The 17314-nt window shown below is 74.2% G+C and carries 11 protein-coding genes and 2 pseudogenes; 2 read left to right on the top strand and 11 right to left on the bottom strand.

Annotated features, from left to right (window positions below; all coding sequences use genetic code 11):
• Positions 1–6 precede the first annotated feature (6 nt).
• Positions 7–963: a type VII secretion integral membrane protein EccD gene (eccD, locus tag QCD66_RS20115; protein ID WP_407566730.1), complete on the bottom strand. Its 957-nt coding sequence runs from the start codon at positions 961–963 to the stop codon at positions 7–9.
• 259 nt (positions 964–1222) lie between these two features.
• A pseudogene (locus QCD66_RS20110) lies at positions 1223–1333 on the bottom strand (EsaB/YukD family protein); the annotation flags it as partial.
• A gap of 278 nt (positions 1334–1611) precedes the next feature.
• Between QCD66_RS20110 and eccCa the strand changes: the two are divergent.
• On the top strand, positions 1612–5562 hold the full coding sequence (gene eccCa, locus QCD66_RS20105) for a type VII secretion protein EccCa (RefSeq protein ID WP_375737150.1): 3951 nt from the start codon (positions 1612–1614) through the stop codon (positions 5560–5562).
• Between the two features lie 18 nt (positions 5563–5580).
• Here eccCa and QCD66_RS20100 read toward each other — a convergent pair whose 3' ends face one another.
• The 9 genes and pseudogenes from QCD66_RS20100 to QCD66_RS20060 all read right to left on the bottom strand — a co-directional run bounded on the left by QCD66_RS20100 (position 5581) and on the right by QCD66_RS20060 (position 16369).
• Positions 5581–5982 (bottom strand): hypothetical protein, encoded by a 402-nt coding sequence (locus QCD66_RS20100; protein ID WP_375737152.1) that lies wholly within the window; start codon positions 5980–5982, stop codon positions 5581–5583.
• 88 nt (positions 5983–6070) lie between these two features.
• Positions 6071–7033: pseudogene (locus QCD66_RS20095) on the bottom strand (DUF6244 family protein); the annotation flags it as partial.
• Between the two features lie 195 nt (positions 7034–7228).
• A complete protein-coding gene (locus QCD66_RS20090; protein ID WP_407566729.1) occupies positions 7229–8248 on the bottom strand; it encodes a hypothetical protein in 1020 nt (339 codons plus the stop codon).
• On the bottom strand, positions 8245–9498 hold the full coding sequence (locus tag QCD66_RS20085) for a type VII secretion protein EccE (RefSeq protein WP_407566728.1): 1254 nt from the start codon (positions 9496–9498) through the stop codon (positions 8245–8247). Before QCD66_RS20085 ends, QCD66_RS20090 begins: the two co-directional genes overlap by 4 nt.
• A gap of 181 nt (positions 9499–9679) precedes the next feature.
• Positions 9680–10675, bottom strand: coding sequence for a glycoside hydrolase family 26 protein (locus QCD66_RS20080; protein ID WP_375737142.1), 996 nt, complete (start codon positions 10673–10675; stop codon positions 9680–9682).
• Complete coding sequence (locus QCD66_RS20075) at positions 10672–12297, bottom strand: glycosyltransferase family 2 protein (protein ID WP_407566727.1); 1626 nt, start codon at positions 12295–12297, stop codon at positions 10672–10674. Before QCD66_RS20075 ends, QCD66_RS20080 begins: the two co-directional genes overlap by 4 nt.
• Positions 12294–13841 carry a glycosyltransferase family 39 protein gene (locus QCD66_RS20070; protein ID WP_375737144.1) on the bottom strand — a complete coding sequence of 516 codons (1548 nt, stop codon included), beginning with the start codon at positions 13839–13841 and terminating at the stop codon, positions 12294–12296. The genes QCD66_RS20075 and QCD66_RS20070 overlap by 4 nt, the downstream gene beginning before the upstream one ends.
• Before the next feature lie 119 nt (positions 13842–13960).
• On the bottom strand, positions 13961–15640 hold the full coding sequence (locus tag QCD66_RS20065) for a right-handed parallel beta-helix repeat-containing protein (protein WP_375737145.1): 1680 nt from the start codon (positions 15638–15640) through the stop codon (positions 13961–13963).
• A gap of 81 nt (positions 15641–15721) precedes the next feature.
• Entirely contained in the window at positions 15722–16369 is a 648-nt protein-coding gene (locus QCD66_RS20060) for a hypothetical protein (RefSeq protein ID WP_407566726.1), read from the bottom strand.
• A 435-nt stretch (positions 16370–16804) separates the two neighbouring features.
• On the opposite strand from QCD66_RS20060, the gene QCD66_RS20055 reads away from it, so the two are divergent.
• Positions 16805–17227, top strand: a complete 423-nt coding sequence (locus tag QCD66_RS20055; protein WP_407566725.1) for a hypothetical protein — start codon at positions 16805–16807, stop codon at positions 17225–17227.
• The last annotated feature ends 87 nt before the right edge of the window (positions 17228–17314 follow it).

Here is a 17314-nt window from a genome sequence, read left to right as displayed (position 1 = left end):
GCGGCGTCACCCGCCGATCGAGGCGAACAGGGCCCGGATGGCGCCGAACAGGCCGGTGACCGCGCAGGTCAGCGGGATCAGCGCCATGATTGCCAGCACGTCGGCGATGTCGGCGGCCCGTCCCACGTACGGGGTCGGCGACCGTCGGCTGTAGACCAGGCCGGCGGTCAGCGCGACGGCCGCGGCGGCGATCACCACACCCAGCAGCACGATCCGGGTGCCGGCCGACCCGGCACCGAGCAGGCCGCCGAACACCAGCGCGGCGAGGGCGGTCAGGCCGCCGACGATGAGCGGCACCCGCTGCTGCGGCAGCGGGAAGAGCCGGGCCCGTAGCAGCAACGCACCACCGGCGCAGACGGCGAGCAGGACGCCGGACACCGTCCCGTCGCGGGCGACCACGAGCGCCACCGCGCACGCGCTGGAGACGGCCGCGCCCAGCAGCATCCCGGTCAGCAACTCGGTCGACCGGGCCACCGTCGCGAAGACGTCGGAGCGGCGGGGGACCGGCCGGTCGGCGAGGATCTCCTCGGGCCGCCCCGGCAGCTCCGGCATCGGCATCCGGCCCATCCAGCTCGCCATCAGCGGATAGCTCGGCAGCAGCCCGATCGCCACGGTCAGCGCGACCGCCGCCGCCCCGGCGGCGGACAGCCCGACGAGGCAGAGCAGCCCGGCGAGGCCGCCGACCAGACCGGTCACGATGCCGGCCATGAAGAGCCGCTGTACGGCGGCGACCGCGGTGTAGCCGACGACGGCGGTGACCAGGAGCGCGGCACTGCCGAGCAGCACGCTCGGCGCACCGAGGGCGGCCAGCGCGGCACCGGACGGGGCGGCCAGCAGCGCGCCGCCGGCGAACGCGTACGGCAGGCCGGCCGCCGCGACGACCGCCCCGGCGGAGGCGTCGGAGAACGCCCGCGAGAGCAGGACGCCGACGACCGCGAGCAGGGCCGCGACACCGAGCGCCACGCCGCCGGCTGAGCTGTCCGGCCGGGCCGGCGGTGAGCAGCCCGACCAGGCCGGCGCCGAGCGCCGCGGCGGCGACCGCCAGGCCGCAGCGGCGGGTGGCGAGGCCGCCCCAGGACCGCCCCGACCGCCGCGCGCCGCCGGCGATGATCTCGACGACGTCGTCGTACGCCATCTCCGGCCAGTCGTCGCGGCCGGGGGCCAGGTGCAGCACCTCGCCGTCGCGTACGCCCTGCACGGACAGGCTGCGGCCCGGCTCCAGGAGTGCGCCGGTGGCCCGCCGCAGCACCCAGCCACCCTGCTGCTCGCCGGTGTCACCGAGATCGTCGCCGGCATGCCGCAGCAGGTGCGGCATGAGTTCGGCGAGGAGCATGTTGTCGGGCAGGGCCACATCCATGCGCCGTTTCGGCGCCGCGACCGTCACCCTGGCCAGACTGAGGCCGCCGGGGGCCGTCACGCTGGTCACCTCCCCGTCACCCTGCGTCTTTGCCCGTCGCCCGGTCGTCGCCGGCCGGGCGGGCGGTCCCGCGCGGGATCGCGGACCGGACCCGCGGACGGTCAACCTAGCACCCGCCCGCTGCCGACGGTGCGGGTGCCGGTGCTGGTTAGGATGGCGCGGCTGGTTCGCGGTTGACTGGGGGGGCAGGGCAGGTGGCATCGACGATCGTCAAGCGTCCACCCCGCCGGCCGGCGCCGGCCCTGCCCAGCGGCGAGGTGCTCCTCGATCCACCACCGGAGATCCCGCCACCCGGTGGCAAGGCGTGGGGCCGGCTCCTGATGGTCCTGCCGATGGCGGCGGGCGCCGCGGCCATGGGCCTGATGATGGGCATGCAGCGCGGCGGCCCGATCACCTACGTCGTCGGTGCCCTTTACGGCGTCTCCATCCTCGGCATGATCGCGATGATGGCCACCCAGCAGAGCGGGCCGGGCAAGAAGGAGATGGTCGAGGCCCGCCGGCAGTACATGCGCCGGCTGTCGCAGTTGCGGGCCCAGGTCCGGGCCACGATCCGGGCCCAGCGGGAGGCCATCCACTACCGGCACCCCGACCCGGACAAGCTGTGGTCGACGGTCGGCAGCGGCCGGTTGTGGGAGCGCCGGCGCGGCGACGCGGACTTCGGCGTCGTCCGGATCGGCCTCGGGCCGCAGGAGGTCGCCACCCCGCTCGTCCCGCCGCAGACCCGCCCGGTCGACGAACTCGAACCGCTGTGCGCGATGGCGCTGCGCAAGTTCGTCTCCACCTACTCGGTGGTGCCCGACCTGCCGGTCGCCATCGCCGTACGCGACTTCTCCCACGTCTACCTGCGCGGATCCGACGCCGCCACCCGGGACCTGGTGCGGTCGCTGCTGGCCCAGATGGCGGCCTTCCACGCCCCCGACGACCTGCTGATCGGCCTGTGCGTGCCGGACGCCAACCGGGCCCAGTGGGAGTGGGCGAAGTGGCTGCCGCACGCCCAGCACCCGAGCAAGCTCGACGCCGTCGGCCCGGTACGTCTCTTCGCCACCGCGGTCACCGCGCTGGAGGCGATGCTCGACGACGTGCTGGCCAACCGGCCCCGGTTCGACCCCTCCACCGCCCGGCAGTCGCCGGGGCCGCACGTCGTCGTGCTCATCGACGGCGTACCGACCGCCGGCTCCGACCACCTGATGACCGAGGGCGGGGTCCAGGGCGTCACCATCCTCGACCTGTCCACGCCGCCACCCCGGCTGCTCGACGAGTCGTCGGTGGTCCTCGACATCGCCGACGACGGCACCGTCAGCGGCACCACCATGGACGGCAGCACCCAGGTCGGCCGCGCCGACGCGCTCGGCCCGGCCCAGGCCGAGGTGCTGGCCCGCGAACTCGCCCCGCTGCGGCTGTCGGTGTCGTCGTACGCCGACCAGCCGTCCGCCGTCGCCGATCTCGGCCTCGCCGACCTGCTCGGCATCGACGACCCGCAGGAGTTCGACCTGGCCCAGCTCTGGGCCAGCCGGCCCAACCGCGACCGGCTGCGGGTCCCGATCGGCGTCGGCGCCGACGGCCGGCCGATCGAACTCGACCTCAAGGAGTCCGCGCAGGACGGGATGGGGCCGCACGGGCTGCTGGTCGGCGCCACCGGCTCCGGCAAGAGCGAACTGCTGCGCACCCTGGTCCTGGCCCTCGCCGCGACGCACAGCTCGGAGATCCTCAACCTGGTGCTGGTCGACTTCAAGGGCGGCGCCACCTTCACCGCCCTGGACCGGCTGCCGCACACCAGTGCCGTCATCACCAACCTCGCCGACGAGCTGTCGCTGGTCGACCGGATGCTCGGCGCGATCCAGGGCGAGCTGACCCGCCGCCAGGAACTGCTGCGCCGCGCCGGCAACTACGCCTCGCAGCGCGACTACGAACGCGCCCGCGCCGCCGGGGTCCCGCTGGCGCCGCTGCCCAGCCTGCTGATGATCGTCGACGAGTTCAGCGAGCTGCTGACCGCGCGCCCCGACTTCATCGACATGTTCGTCCAGATCGGCCGGGTCGGCCGGTCGCTCGGCGTCCACCTGCTGCTCGCCTCGCAGCGGCTGGAGGAGGGCCGGCTACGCGGCCTGGAGACCCACCTGTCCTACCGGCTCAGCCTGCGTACCTTCTCCTCCATGGAGAGCCGGGCCGTGCTCGGCGTCGCCGACGCGTACGAACTGCCGCGCTCGCCCGGTCACGGCTACCTCAAGGCCGGCACCGAGGGCCTGGTGCGGTTCAAGGCCGCGTACGTCTCCGGCGTCGTCCGCCGCGACGGGCAGCTTCCCGTCGTCGGCGGGCGCACCATCGACCCGGTACGCGAATACAGCACCCGGTTCCTCCCGCTGCCGCACGACGACCGGCCCGCCGACGCCCCCGCCGAGGTCGAGGAGACCGTCGTCGGCGACACCCTGCTCGACGTACTCGTGCGCCGGATGGAGGGGCAGGGCCCACCGGCGCACCAGGTGTGGCTGCCGCCGCTCGACGACTCGCCGACCCTCGACCAGTTGCTGCCGCAGATCTGGCCGACGCCGGAACGCGGTCTGAGCGTCGACGACCAGGCCCTGCACGGCGCCCTGCGGGGCATGGCCGGCCTCATCGACAAGCCGTTCGAGCAGCGCCGCGACCCGATGTGGCTCGACCTGGCCGGTGCCGCCGGCAACGTCATGGTGGTCGGCGCCCAGCAGAGCGGCAAGAGCAACCTGCTGCGTACGCTCGTGCTCAGCCTGGCCCTGACGCACACGCCGCGCGAGGCGCAGTTCTACTTCCTCGACTTCGGCGGCGGCACGTTCAGCGCGCTGGCCGACCTGCCGCACGCCGGCGGCCTCGCCACCCGCCGCGACGTCAACAAGGTCCGCCGTACGATCGCCGAACTCTACGGCCTGATGCAGGCCCGCGAGTCGCTGTTCGCCAGCCGGGGCGTCGAGGGCATCGCCGCCTACCGGCGGGCCAAGCGCGACGGCCACTTCACCGAGGACCCGTTCGGTGACCTCTTCCTGATCGTCGACGGCTGGCCCACCCTGCGCGGCGAATACGAGGACCTCGAACCGCTGGTCACCGAACTGGCCAACCGGGGCCTCGGGTACGGGGTCCACATCCTCGCCTCCAGCAACCGCTGGATGGACGTACGCGCCGCCGTCCGCGACATGTTCGGCACCAAGATCGAACTGCGGCTCGGCGACACCAACGACTCCCTGATCAACCGACGGGCCGCCGTCAACGTCCCCGAGGGCCACGGCCACGGCCTCACCCCGGACGCGCTGCACTTCCTCACCGGCCTGCCCCGCATCGACGGCCAGCAGCGCGTCGACGACCTCGCCGACGCCGTCGCCGACCTGGTCAAGCGGGTCCGGGCCGGCTGGACCAGGGCCGGCGCGCCACCGGTGCGGCTGCTCCCCGACGAGCTGCGCCTCGACACCCTGCCCGCACCGCAGCGCGGCCGGATCCCGATCGGCATCGCCGAGATCGACCTCCAGCCGGTCTTCCTCGACTTCGACGCCGAGCCGCACGCGATCCTGTTCGGCGACATCGAGGCCGGCAAGAGCTCCTTCCTGCGCAGCCTCGGCCGCGGCATCGCCGCCAGCTATCAGCCGCACGAGGCACGGATCATGCTGGTCGACTTCCGGCGCAGCCTGCTCGGCGCCCTACCCGAGGAGAACATGCTCGGGTACGGCACCTCGCAGCAGGTCACCGCCGACCTGATCAAACAGGTGGCGACGGTGATGAAGGAGCGGCTGCCCGGCCCCGACGTCACCGCCGAACAGCTGCGCGACCGGAGCTGGTGGAAGGGGCCGGAACTCTACGTCCTCGTCGACGACTACGACCTGGTCGCCGGCGCCGCGGTCAACCCGCTCGCCCCGCTGATGGAGTTCCTGCCGCAGGCCCGCGACGTCGGCCTGCACGTCGTGCTGACAAGGCGCATCGGTGGCGCCAGCCGGGCCATGTTCGACCCGTTCATCGCCCGCATCCGCGAACTCGCCTCACCGGGCCTGATGATGTCCGGCCCGAAGGAGGAGGGGCCGCTGCTCGGCAACATGAAGCCGCAACTGCTCCCGCCCGGCCGGTCCTGGCTCTTCACGCGGCGTGAGGGCGCCCGCCTGGTCCAGCTCGCCTGGACCGACCCCCCGAACTGAAACGGAGCGACCAGGGCGTCAGGCGCCGTCCGTGGTCCTCCAGAGCACGCTCGCGGGGCGGTCACCCGTGGCGGCGTAGTCGACGACGACCTGCCGTGCCGCGGTGGTGTCCAGCCGTACGAGGTCGGCGGGGATGTCGCACAGACCGGCGTCGGGGGATTCGTAGACGGTGATGGGGCGGTCGGGGTCGAGGGCGACGGCGTGGCTGCCGTCCGGCAGCCAGCGCACCGCCGCCCGGTCGGCGTCGATGTCGATGTCGACACGCAGGACCGGGCTTCCGGCCGGTCCGATGGTGATCGTCTGTCCGCACCCGCCGTGCGGCATGATCGTCTCGATCTGCTCGTCGAATCGGCGTCCGGCCTCGTCCGCGCTGGTCAGCTCGTAGGAGTGGCCGTGGTAGTCGCGCAATAGCAGAGTCATCGGACGATCCTCTCTCCCGTGCCGGTGTAGATACGGTGCCACCAGGTCTCGCCGCCGTCGCGGGTGACCCAGACACTAGTCGGCTTCCCGCCGGAAGGATGGCAGGCAGGATCTTGTCACAGGTCCATGGATAGCCCTGGTCGCGCTCGTTCGTACCGCAGACGGTGTTGTCGATGGCGAGGTCGGCCCCGGTGCCGCCGCTCCGGCGCAGGTGCGCGGCGGCCTTCGACTCCGCGTGGTCGTAGAAGGTGACCGGGGGACCACGCAGCGGGTCGTGGTCGAGATCCGCAGCGAGCGACCGGTCTCCCGAGCCCGAGGTGACGGGCGCTCCGTTGAGCAATCCCTGCGTGGGTCGGGTACTGCCGGCCGGCCGTGGAGCCAGGCGGCCGGCCGCCGCCCGGACCGTGTCGGGCAGTGTCGAAGGGGCGGCCCGCACCCAGGCGGGTCCGACCGGTCTCGGGGCGTCCGTCGACAGTGGATCGGCCGGCGGGGCACGGGAGGCGGTGACCTGTCGTCCGGCCGTGTCGGAGTCTGCCCCGGTGGCCGGTACGGGGACGACCCCACCGCCGGGCGGCCCGGCGGCGCCGACCTGGCGGGCCCGCGCCAGTGCCGCCTCGACCTGACCTCGGACCCCGTCGGCGAGGCCGCCCGCCGATGCGAGATTTCGCCCCAACCGTCGCAGGTGGAAGAGGGCGGGGCCAGGTTCACCACCCCGCAGTGCCGCCACGACGAGCCGTCCGGATTCTTCGACCCCTGCTTCGGCCGCGCTGATGCCGTCGGCGGCGGTCGTGAGGGCCACGACGACGGATGTGAGCATCCTGTCGATCTCCTGGACGGAGGATTGCCGCGGGACGTCGGCAACCGAGCGGGACGCTTGGCCGAGCACGTCTTCGACGGCGGCCAGCCGGGCGCGCACGCGCCCGATCGCCTCGCGTACGGAGGTCAGTCGTACCGCGATGCCCGCGAAACCGGCCCCGTCCGCCCGGACGACGATCCGCGCGACGAGGCGGTCGACCGCCGTCGCCTCCCGCCGGGCCGCCCGCACGCCCATCGACAGCGTGTGGAGGTGACCACCGACGGCGTCGGCGAACGACACGGCACCGCCTCCAACCGGGTGAGCCGCCGCCGCACAGCACGGGCCGGCCGCGTACCCGCCGCCGGATCGTCCCAGCGTGGCTCGCCCGCCGTCAACGACCTCGCGGGCGCCGGGGCGCCGGTCTGGCGGCCGCGAGGTCGCCCGCGGCCGTCAGCGGCCCGGCGGGCCGGTGAAGTGACGCTCGATCTCGGTCTGCGCCAGCCACAGGTAGCGGCTCGTGCCGTCGCCCATGACCGCCACCATGTCGTGCGCCATCACCTGGAGGAACTGCTCGCTGTGCGCCGCCAGCCGCAACGTCGACGCGGCCAGCGGCGCCTCCAGGCCGTCGAGGCGCTGCATCAGCACCAGCTGGCTGTCCTGGACCGTGGAGACCGCGGACTGGTCGAGGCGGCGCAGCACCGTCAGCCGGGTCTGCCAGGCGCCGAGAGGTGGGGCGGCGGCAGTGGCCGCCAGGCCGAGATCCTGGACCAGCAGGGCCGGCTGCTGCGGATTGCCCGCCGGCAGCTCCGGCTGGCCGCCGGGATGCACCTGCAACCGGTCGTCGTGGCCGGTGACCCGCTCGCCGAAGCCGTACCAGGCCGCCGGGTCCGTGGTCACCACGACGACGCGGGCGCTGAGCGCGAGCGCGCGCAGCACCACGAGCTGGGCCGCCCAGGTGCCGCCGACCAGGGCGGTCCGGGTCGGCTCCGGGCGGAAGAACCGGACCGGCACCGGGATCCGGTTGCGGTCGACGCCGAGCACCAGGCCGGCCGTCGCGGTCGGGACCTTCAGCCGGGACAGGGCGGCCCGGGACACCGTGTGCGAGCCGATCCGCAGCCGGGCCAGGCGTCCGGCCGGCCCACGTCGGGGGTCGCCGGGCGGCGGCTGGCCGTAGACGGTGCCGGTCGTCGCCGGGGCCGGTGGCGCGGCGGCGGCGACCGCGGCGGCCCGGCCGGTGGCCCGGGTCACGGTGGCGGCCGCGACGGCCGCCTGGGCGGCGGCGGCCGGCGCGGCGACGGCGGCGGTTCCGGCGTCCGCCCCGGCCGGTGCGGCCACCTGCCGGTCCGCCGGCCCCACGGGTACCGGGTACGCCGCCGCGGCGTCGGGCTCCGCCGGCTGCCGTATCGCCGGCTCCGGGGCCGCCTGCACGGCGGCCGGGTACGGATGCCGTTCTTCGCGGGGGCCGGTCACCGGGCACCTCCACCGGTCGGGGCCGACGCGTACACCGCCGGGCCGTGTTCGCCGTCGAGCGGGAACAGGTCGGCGCCGGCCAGTTCCGCCGCCCGGGCGGCGGCCAGGCACACCGGGCCGAGTTCGGGGGGCGGCGCGGCCAGCCGGACCAGGCCGCGCAGGTCGACGCCGTCTCCGTCGCCCTCGGCGGCCAGCGTCAGCGCGGCACTGGTCAGCGCCGACGGCGTGGCGCCCACCGCGTCGAGCAGCGCCCCGATCTGGTCGGTCGCCGGCCACCGGCGGACCCAGAACGTGCGGTGCGCCAGCCGGCCGGAGTGCCAGCGCGACCATTCCTCACGCGGTTCGCCGCGGCCGTTGCCGGGGGCGGCCGCCCCCTCGAGGTCGCACGACTGCACCAGCGCGTCGAGCAGGCCGGCGTCGTCGAGCGGCTGGACGGTGAACCCGGCCCGGCGCAACGTCTTGGTCACCCGGTGCAGCAGCGCGGCGACCAGTTCGGGTACGTCGTCGAGCGCCGTACCGTGCTCGTCGACGACCGCCTCGGCGAGCGCCCACGCGTCGAGCCGTACGGTGATCCAGACCGCGCGGTGCGCCGGCACGACGGCCGACCCGAAACCGGTCAGCAGCTGCCGGTAGGACTGGCCGGCGTGCGAGGCGGGCGGGGTGTCCATGCCCGGTGCCGGCACGGTGAGGGTGACGACCTGGAGGACGGCACCCGGCTGCCCGGTCTCGGCCAGTGCCGCCACGAGCTGGTCGAGCGGCAGCGCGCCGTCCTTGCGCCGCCGGCCGGTGGACACCGCCGCGCAGGCGTACCAGCCGGCGTCGTCGCGGGCCACGCCGATGTCGGCGCTGTCGCCGACGGAGGCGTTCTGCACGGTCAGGCCGGGAGCGAGGTGGCGTAGCGCGGTGACCCTCGGGTCGCCGTGCGGGATCGGCCGGCCGCGCCGCCGGCGCCGCTGGGCCACGGACATCATCCAGCGTTCGAGCCACCAGCGGCCGCCCCGCCGGGCCAGGGTCGCCGCGACGACGGCGGCGCCGGCGACGCCGGTCGCCACGGCCGGCACCGCGCCCTGGGTGGCGGCGGCGAGCGTGCCGACGACGGCCGCCTCGATGAGCAGCAGTTGCAGCAGGTGGACGCGGCCGAGGTGGCTGGGGCGTCGGCGCGGGCGGGGCACCTCGGCCGGGCCGCTCGGCGCCGGTTCGCCCGGGGCGACCCGGGCGACGGCGCGGACGGACTGTGACGGTGCGGTCATGTCCGGCTGCAACCTCCACGTCGTCGGTCCGCCCCGGGGGCGGAGGGCGCGGCCCCCATCATAGGAACCGGTCCACCCGTGCATTCCGGACCCTTCGCGCCATGATCGTCGGGCGGGCGCCGGGGCGCCGGGCCGCACGTCGACCGGCCGCCACCTGACGATCACCCGCCGCCCGCCGCGGTCACCGTACCCGGAAGCCCAGCCGGTCCCCGCGTGCCGCCTCCCGCCGGTACGTCGCCAGCGCCCGCTGATCCCGGTCGATCACCCAGTCGCCCGAACCCTTCTGGTTGAAGTAGACGAACCCGAGCAGCTTGGGTTCGGTGCGTACGGCCTCGAACAGTTCGCGTACGGACCGTTCCCGCATCGCGCCGGGCTCGGAGCCGGTCTCGACGACGAGGAACGGCCGGTCGGTGAACTCCTCGACCTCGCGCATCGTCGGTCCGAACAGGCCCTCGAAGGTCTTGGCGCCGGAGTGCGTGAAGTAGCCGTCGATGCCGATCCAGTCGACGTAGGCGTCGCCGGGGTAGAGGGGTTCCAGCGGCACCGTCGGCACCGGGTTGACGACGTTCGGGGTCCAGGTCCAGATGACGTTCGTGGCGCCGGCCTCGGCGTAGAGGGCGTGGATGTGCCGCCAGGCGGCGACGAAGTCGGCGGGGTCGTTGGTGTCGGCGCCCCACGGGTACCAGTGCCCGTTCATCTCGTGGGCGATGGTGAGCGCGATCGGGAGATTCACCCGGCGCACCTCGGCGGCGAACCGCCGGATGTACGGGTCGTGCCGGCCGGCGGCGATGTCGGCGAGTTTCGCCTTGTACGGCTCCCAGCGCAGGATCGGCAGCGCCCCGTACTGGAAGATCTTGCGGATCTCGGCGGCGGCGAACTCGTCGTCGAAGCTCTCGTAGATCGTGATCATGTTGGGTCGGTGGCCGGTGAGGTCGGCGAACCCGTCCACCTTGCCCATGTCCCGGGGCGCGCCGGCGAGGGCGACGCCGAGGTACTGACCGGGTGGTTCGCGCAGGTGGCTGACGTCGTACGCCGGTGCCGGCCCGACCGCGGCGGTCGGTGCCGCCCCGGTGGACGCGGCCGGCGGCGGCCCGGGGGTGTCGGGGGCGACCGCGGCGTAGCCGAAGACCAGGGCCACGAAGAGGACCATGGTGACGAACAGGTGGCGCGACCTCACCGCGAACCGCCCGCCGGCAGGTCCTTCGCCGGGTCGACCAGCAGCGCCTGCATCGCGATCGTCAGGAAGAACACCCCGCCCAGGAAGGCCGGTGCGAACGCCGCCAGGTCCGTGTGGACCATCTGGTACGCCGCGGCCAGCGTCCACACGATTCCGCTGCCCGCCGTCCACACCGCCATACCGGTCCACAGCCGTCCCGTCCTGTTCTTGCGTGCCGTACCACCGGTCGGCTGCCAGCCCATGCTCTGCCCGCGCAGCAGGTCCCAGACCGCGACTGCGTGCGACCAGCCGTAGATCATCTTGGTGGTCCAGGCCTCGAAGCCGTACGCGCAGCGGTGCCAGGACGGGAAGACGACGACGTTGTAGACCAGGCTGGGTGCGATCAGCAGGTAGTTCGAAAGCTTCACGTACTGCGGGAACACCAGCAGCATCAGGATCGGGATCAGCGGGCCGACGAAGGTGAACAGCGCCGTGTGCAGGTAGTAGAAGAAGCCGGACAGGTACGACAGGCGCTGGCGTACCGGCATCCGGGTGTTCCAGAACTTCGTCGACCCGAGCAGGCTCATCGACCCGGCGCACCACCGGTACTGCTGGGTGAAGAACGAGTTGACGTCGGCCGGGCACAGCCCGGTCGCCAGCGGCACCGGCACGTACCGCAGCCGCCAGCCCCGGCGGCGCATGTCGAACCCGGTGTGCACGTCCTCGGAGTGCTCGATCAGCGTCGACCCGCCGATCGCGTCCAGCGCCGTACGCCGGTACACCGCGCAACTGCCGACGCAGATCGCCGCCTCGTGGTGCTGCCTAGACACCTGCACCGACCGGTAGAACAGTTCCTGCACCGCGCCGGCGCCGCGCTCCAGCCAGCCCTGGTCCTGGTGCACCCGGAAATACTGCGGCGACTGCACGATGCCCACGTCCGGGTACGCGTCGAAGTACGGCATCAGTTCGTCGAGCAGGTCGTGACGCGGGGTGAAGTCGGCGTCGAGCACGAGGATGAAGTCACCCATGGTGCGCTGGTACGCGTACCGCATGTTGCCGGCCTTCTTGTACCACCCCCGGTTGGGCCGGCGCTGGTAGACGAAGCCGAAGCCGAGCGCCATCGCCTCGCGTTCGGCGGTGGCCGAGTCGTCGAGCACGTAGACGTGGACCGGCCCGGGATAGTGCCGGGCCATCGCGGCCACGTGCTCCCACGTGTTGCGCAGTACGTCGATCGCCTCGCCGCACACCGGCAGGAACACGTCGACCGGCGGATGCTCGTCCGGCGCCCACGACGCCACCAGCCGGCGGTGCCGGTCCAGGTCGAAGTCGGGGGTGAACAGGTTGACGCACAGCGAGACGAGGTAGTACGCGATGGTGAACGCCATCAGCGGCAGGAGCAGCAGCAGCCACGGCGACATCCGTACGAACAGCACCTGGCTCACGGTCAGCGCGGTGAAGCTGACCGCCGAGGCGACCATGAGGTACGGCAGCCGCCGGTGGCGGTAGGCGGCCTTCTCCCGTCGGGAGGGCGGCTGCGGCAGCGCCGGGTCGACCGGCACCACCGGCGGTGTGGTCCGTCGCCGCCGGGCCGGCGGCGGGGTGGCCGGGGCCGGCGTCGCCAGCCGGTCGTGCAGAGCCGTCACCGCGGTTTGCTCACGTACAGGACGATGGTGAACGCGCGCACCCGCCAGGTCTGCATCACCACGTAGCCGGACTCCAGCACGCCCGTCTTCCCGGCACCGAGCCCGGCCAGCGGGTCGTCCCGGTTGCCCTTGCGGACCAGCCAGATCCGGTCCGGCTGGCCGAGACAGTCGGCCACCTCGCCCGCCGCGCACTCCCGCGCGCCGACGCTGCCGCCGGTACGCGGCCGGGTGCGGGCCAGCCGGTCCTGCGGCGCGATCCCCGGTGGTACGTACCGCAGCACGGCGTCGCGGGCGAGTCGCTGGTCGCCTCCCTCGGTCGGGCCGTAGACGACGGTGTCGCCGGGGGCGGCGTGCGCCCGCATCACCGCGGCGATGTCCCGGGTGCCCTGCCCGTGCCCGGTCGGGGTGCGGATGTCGAGGTGGCCGGGCAGCCCGAGGAGGCCGATCGCGAGCACCACGCCGACGCCACGGGCGATCGTGGTGCGCCGTACCGCCAGCGAGGCCAGCAGCACCCAGGCCGGCAGGGTGAAGAGCAGGTAGCGGGGCAGCCAGGTCGGGACGACCAGGCTGACGGCGAGCAGGCCGGCGGTCGGCAGCAGGGCCCAGGCGGTCGCCACCGCCGCCCGGCCCCGCATCGACATCGCCAGGAACGCGCACGCCAGCAGTGCCCCGCCGATGAGGAGGTCGCCGAAGAGCACGGCCGGGGCCTCGGCGACCCGGGCCAGGCTCACCGGCGGAATCCAGTCGCCGTCGCCGCCGGCCTGTCGCCTCGCGAAGTGGACGACCGGTCCGACGAGGACGACGGCGAGCACCGCGGTCAGCGCCCAGCCGGCCACCGTACGGCCGTCCGGCCGCAGCCGCCAGGCGATCACCGCGTGTGCGAGCAGCAGGAGCAGACCGAGCACGTGCCCGAGGCCGAGCAGCACCAGCGCGGCGAGGTAGCCGAGGTAGCGGCCGATCCGGGGCCGGTCGAGCAGGCGGACCAGCAGCAGCGTCGCCAGTGCCGCGGCGAGGACGGTGAACGCGTCGGGGCGGGCCTCCTGGGCGTAGCGGGAGGTGGTCGGCAGGACCGCGAAGAGCAGCCCGGCGGCCAGCCCGACCCGCAGCCCGCCCAGCCGGACCCCGAGTGCCGCCACCAGTCCGGTCGCGCCCACCATCGCCAGCGCCGACGGCAGCCGCAGCATGGCGTCGGAGGTGCCCGCCAGGTCGGTCCAGACGCGCAGCAGAAGGTAGTAGGGCGCCGCCCCGGCGTCGGTGCCGGCGAGCACCGACCGGAAGTCGGGCCACGACGCGGTCACCATGCCCCACGTCTGGAGTTCGTCCTCCCACAGCCCGGGCGTGCCGATCCCGATCAGGGAGAGTATGGCCACGACCACCATCGGCGCGGCCCACGCGACGACCCTCAGCCACGGCGCGTCGAGCGGCTCGGGTGGTGGCGGGCCGTCGTCGGGGCCGGGGCGCCACGGCTGTGCGGGCGGTTCGGAGCGTACGGGAGCGGTCTGGCGGGGGATGAACGCGGTCAGATCATTGCTTTTGACAGGCATCTTCTCGAGCGATGACGTGGCCGCGGAGGACGACGCCGTGGTTGACGGGCGGACTGTCGAATCTTCGACAGGCTAGTAGGCGAATGCCGCCAAACCGGCGCCGAGCCCGTGAAATGTGATCAACTCGTCGCGGCGAGCAGGTCGTCCAGGGTGAGGGTGCGCAGGTCGTCGCGGGTGGGTCGGCGGCCCAGCGCCCGCAGCCGGCCGGACTGCGCCTTGCGCATGCCCTCGAGCAGCTTGCGCGCCTCGCGGGCGTTACCGAAGTTGCGGTCCCGCTCGACCTGCCCGAACCATTCCAGCAGCCCGTCGTCCAGGCCGTCGGCGAGCAGGTAGTCGTCGTTGCGCGCGATCCGGTCGACGATCATGACGAGCTGGTCGGCGGTGTAGTTCTCGAACTCCAGCGTCTTGGCGAACCGGGACGCCAGGCCGGAGTTCGCGTCCAGGAAGTCACTCATCTCGTGGGTGTAACCGGCCACGATGACGGCCACCCGGTCGCGGTGGTCCTCCATCAGCTTCACCAGCGTGTCGATCGCCTCCTGGCCGAAGTCGGCGTTCGCGCCACCGGCCCGCGACAGGGTGTACGCCTCGTCGATGAACAGCACCCCGCCGAGCGCCTCCTCGAACACCGACGTCGTCTTCTCCGCCGTGTGGCCGATGTACTGCCCGACCAGGTCCCGCCGGGACACCTCGCGGAACTGCCCGTTCGGCAGCACACCGAGCGCCTTGAGCAGCTGGCCGTAGACGCGGGCCACCGTCGTCTTGCCGGTGCCCGGGGCCCCGGTGAAGATCAGATGGTGGCTGGCCGCGCCGACCGCCAGCCCGGCGTCCCGCCGCCACTCGTTGACCTGCAACTCGTCGATGAGCGCCCGCACCTCGGCCTTCACCCCGGGCAGGCCGATCATCGAGTCGAGTTCGGCGAGCAGCGTGTCCATCTTCTCGGCGTCCTGCCGGACCGCGCCGTCGCCGGCCTTTGCCCCGGCCATCGGGGCGGCACCGCCCGGCTCGGCCGGTTCGCGGACCACCGGGGCCGCCCCCTCGTCGAGCCGGATCGCGGGCGCGGCGGTCTGCTCGATCCGGCAGCCGTCGACCAGCCCCGTGCAGCCACGGCCGAACGCGATCCCGACCCCGCGGGTGTCGTGCACCCAGCACTCGGCGATCGTCGGCGCGCTCTGCAACGCCACCGAGATGCCGGCGTCGCCGGTGCCGGAGATGTCGCACCGTTCGAGCACCGGCCGGGCGGCCTGGTAGACGTACACGCCACGGTAGCCGCAGTCGGCGACCGTGCTGTTACGGATGGTCGGGTCGGCGCCGAGCCGGACGATGATGCCGTCGTCGCTGACCCCCCGTACCTCGCACTGGTCCAGGGTGCCGCCGGAGTCGTCGACGACGATGCCGTACTGGCCCTTGGTGACCTTCAGCCCGGTGGCCCGCAGCCGCGAACCGTCGGTGACGCTGGCGCCGGCCGCGTAGCCGGCCCGCAGTTCGCAGCCGTCGATCCGCAGCTCGCAGCGGGCCGCGTGCACGGCGGGGTAGTCGCCGGCGGCGACCACCAGCCCGCTCAGGGTGACCTCACCGCCGGTGCAGCTCACCCCGGGGGCGCCGTGGCCGGTGGCGTCGACGGTCACCGTGCCCGGCTCGCGGGCCGCCAGGGTAAGCCGCCGGCCCGATATCCGCAGCGACTCGGCGTAGACGCCGGGCTCGATCGAGATGACGGCGCTGTCCTCGGCCACCTCCAGCGCGTCGGCGATCGACGGGAAGGCTCCCGGCTGTTGGGCAGAGACGGTCAGTGTGCGTGCCATGGCCCCGCTCGTTCGGTGAGAGACGGTCGGTCTGGGTCGCCCGGCCCACCGCGGACCGCCGTACGGCCGCGGCGGAGCCGGTCAGATCGTGAACGTTACATCCCGGATCGAATAGGTCAGCTTCCGCAGTTCGTCGGCCCGCTCCGGCGGGGCGGTCATCCGCAGCACCAGTTGCCGGTCCAGCACCCCTTCGGGGACGCTGCGCCAGTAGCTCAGGTAGACCATGCCGTACTGCGGTGCGTCGTCGACCCGGTCGGTCTGCGCCCAGGTCGTGAACGGTCCACTTCGGATCCACTGGAGGCCGAACGCCTCCTCGGCCGTACGCAGTTCGGTCCGCCGCCCCTCGTCGCAGGGGACCGGGCAGTGCCGCACGATCAGGTCGCCGCCGGCCTTCGGCCCCTGTCCGGCCGGGGTGCCGCAGGAGTAGTGCGCGAAGCCCGACGTCGACGCCACGGGTTCGCACCGCCAGGTGTCCGGCATCCGGAACGAGAAGCCGAGCCCGGGCAGGTCGGTGACCTGCTGCGTGCGGTCCGCGGGACCGAACCTCGGGAAGTCCGCCGGCCAGCCGCCGCCGACCGGCGGCTCGATGCCGGGCGCGGCCGGCGCCGTGCCGGGCAGTGCGATGTCGACCGACGGCGTCGGGCTGGCGCCGGGCGCGGGCGCGGCGTCGCCGCCGAGGGCCGACATGGCGGCGGCACCGCCGGCCGCGCCCAGCGCCAGCGCGAGCACCGCGACGAGAACGGTGACCAGGATGCCGCGCCCCGGCGCGGCCGGGCCGGTGCGGGTGGGAAGAGCGGCGGGTACGGCGCCGGGTACCCGGCCGGCGCCGGCTGGGGTGGTCCGGCCACGGGCGGCGGCCCGGGGAGCGCCGCGCGGCGCCGGGAACGGGCCGGCGAGCGGCTGCGGAGGCGGGCCGGCCGGGCGCGGCGGGAACGGCCCGCTCGGTGCGGCCTGCGCCGGGGAGCGGCGGCCGGCGGCCAGCTCGGCGGTTCGGCGGCCGGCGACGCCGGACCCCCGGAGACCGGGCCGCCCGCCACGGGACCCCCGGAGACGGGACCTCCCAGCGCGGGACCTCCGGAGACGGGACCGCCCGACACGGGAGCGGGTGGAGCCGAGACCTGGGCCGGTTGGCCGCTCACCGGGGCGGCCGGTCCGGTCGGCCGGGTGGTGGTCGCGTCCGGCGCGGCCAGTGCGACGGTCGGCGGCTCCGGGCCGCTGTCCGGCGGCTCCGGTAGCGCGGGAAGCTGGCCGGCCAGCGACACGGTCGGCTGGTCGGCCGGACCCGGGTCGGGCGGTGGGGCGGCGACGAGGTGCTGCCCCAGGGCGGTGAATATGTTTCCCGCGCCCTGGCCGGCCTCGGCCGCGCAGGCGACCCAGGGCGTGGCCGCGACATGGTTGGCGCCGACCACCGGCAGGTCGTCGGCCTGGGACAGGGTGTTGGCGGTCGCGGCGAAGGCCGCCCGCCAGCGTGGGTCGCCGGCCACCGCCGGGTCGAGCACGGCCAGTGTCACCCGGCGGCCGGCCGAGTCCGAGGCGGCCCAGACGGTGCCGACCGGGCAGGTCGCCAGCGCGCCGAGCAGCCGGTAGGGACCGATGTGGTGCATTCGTTTTCCTCCCCGCTGTACCGGTCGGATGCTATCGACCCGGTCCGACGCCGTTCCGATCCGTCCCGCC

Source organism: Polymorphospora sp. A560 (genome assembly GCF_045781765.1).
Classification (GTDB): domain Bacteria; phylum Actinomycetota; class Actinomycetes; order Mycobacteriales; family Micromonosporaceae; genus Polymorphospora; species Polymorphospora lycopeni.
This window is presented reverse-complemented; position numbering and strand designations above follow the sequence as displayed.

Bases quoted from the DNA above. Each gene is read 5' to 3' on its own strand.
- QCD66_RS20100 (WP_375737152.1), bottom strand. From the start codon at position 5,982: ATGACTCTGCTATTGCGCGACTACCACGGCCACTCCTACGAGCTGACC.
- QCD66_RS20065 (WP_375737145.1), bottom strand. From the start codon at position 15,640: ATGGCACGCACACTGACCGTCTCTGCCCAACAGCCGGGAGCCTTCCCG.
- QCD66_RS20070 (WP_375737144.1), bottom strand. From the start codon at position 13,841: ATGCCTGTCAAAAGCAATGATCTGACCGCGTTCATCCCCCGCCAGACC.
- QCD66_RS20085 (WP_407566728.1), bottom strand. From the start codon at position 9,498: ATGACCGCACCGTCACAGTCCGTCCGCGCCGTCGCCCGGGTCGCCCCG.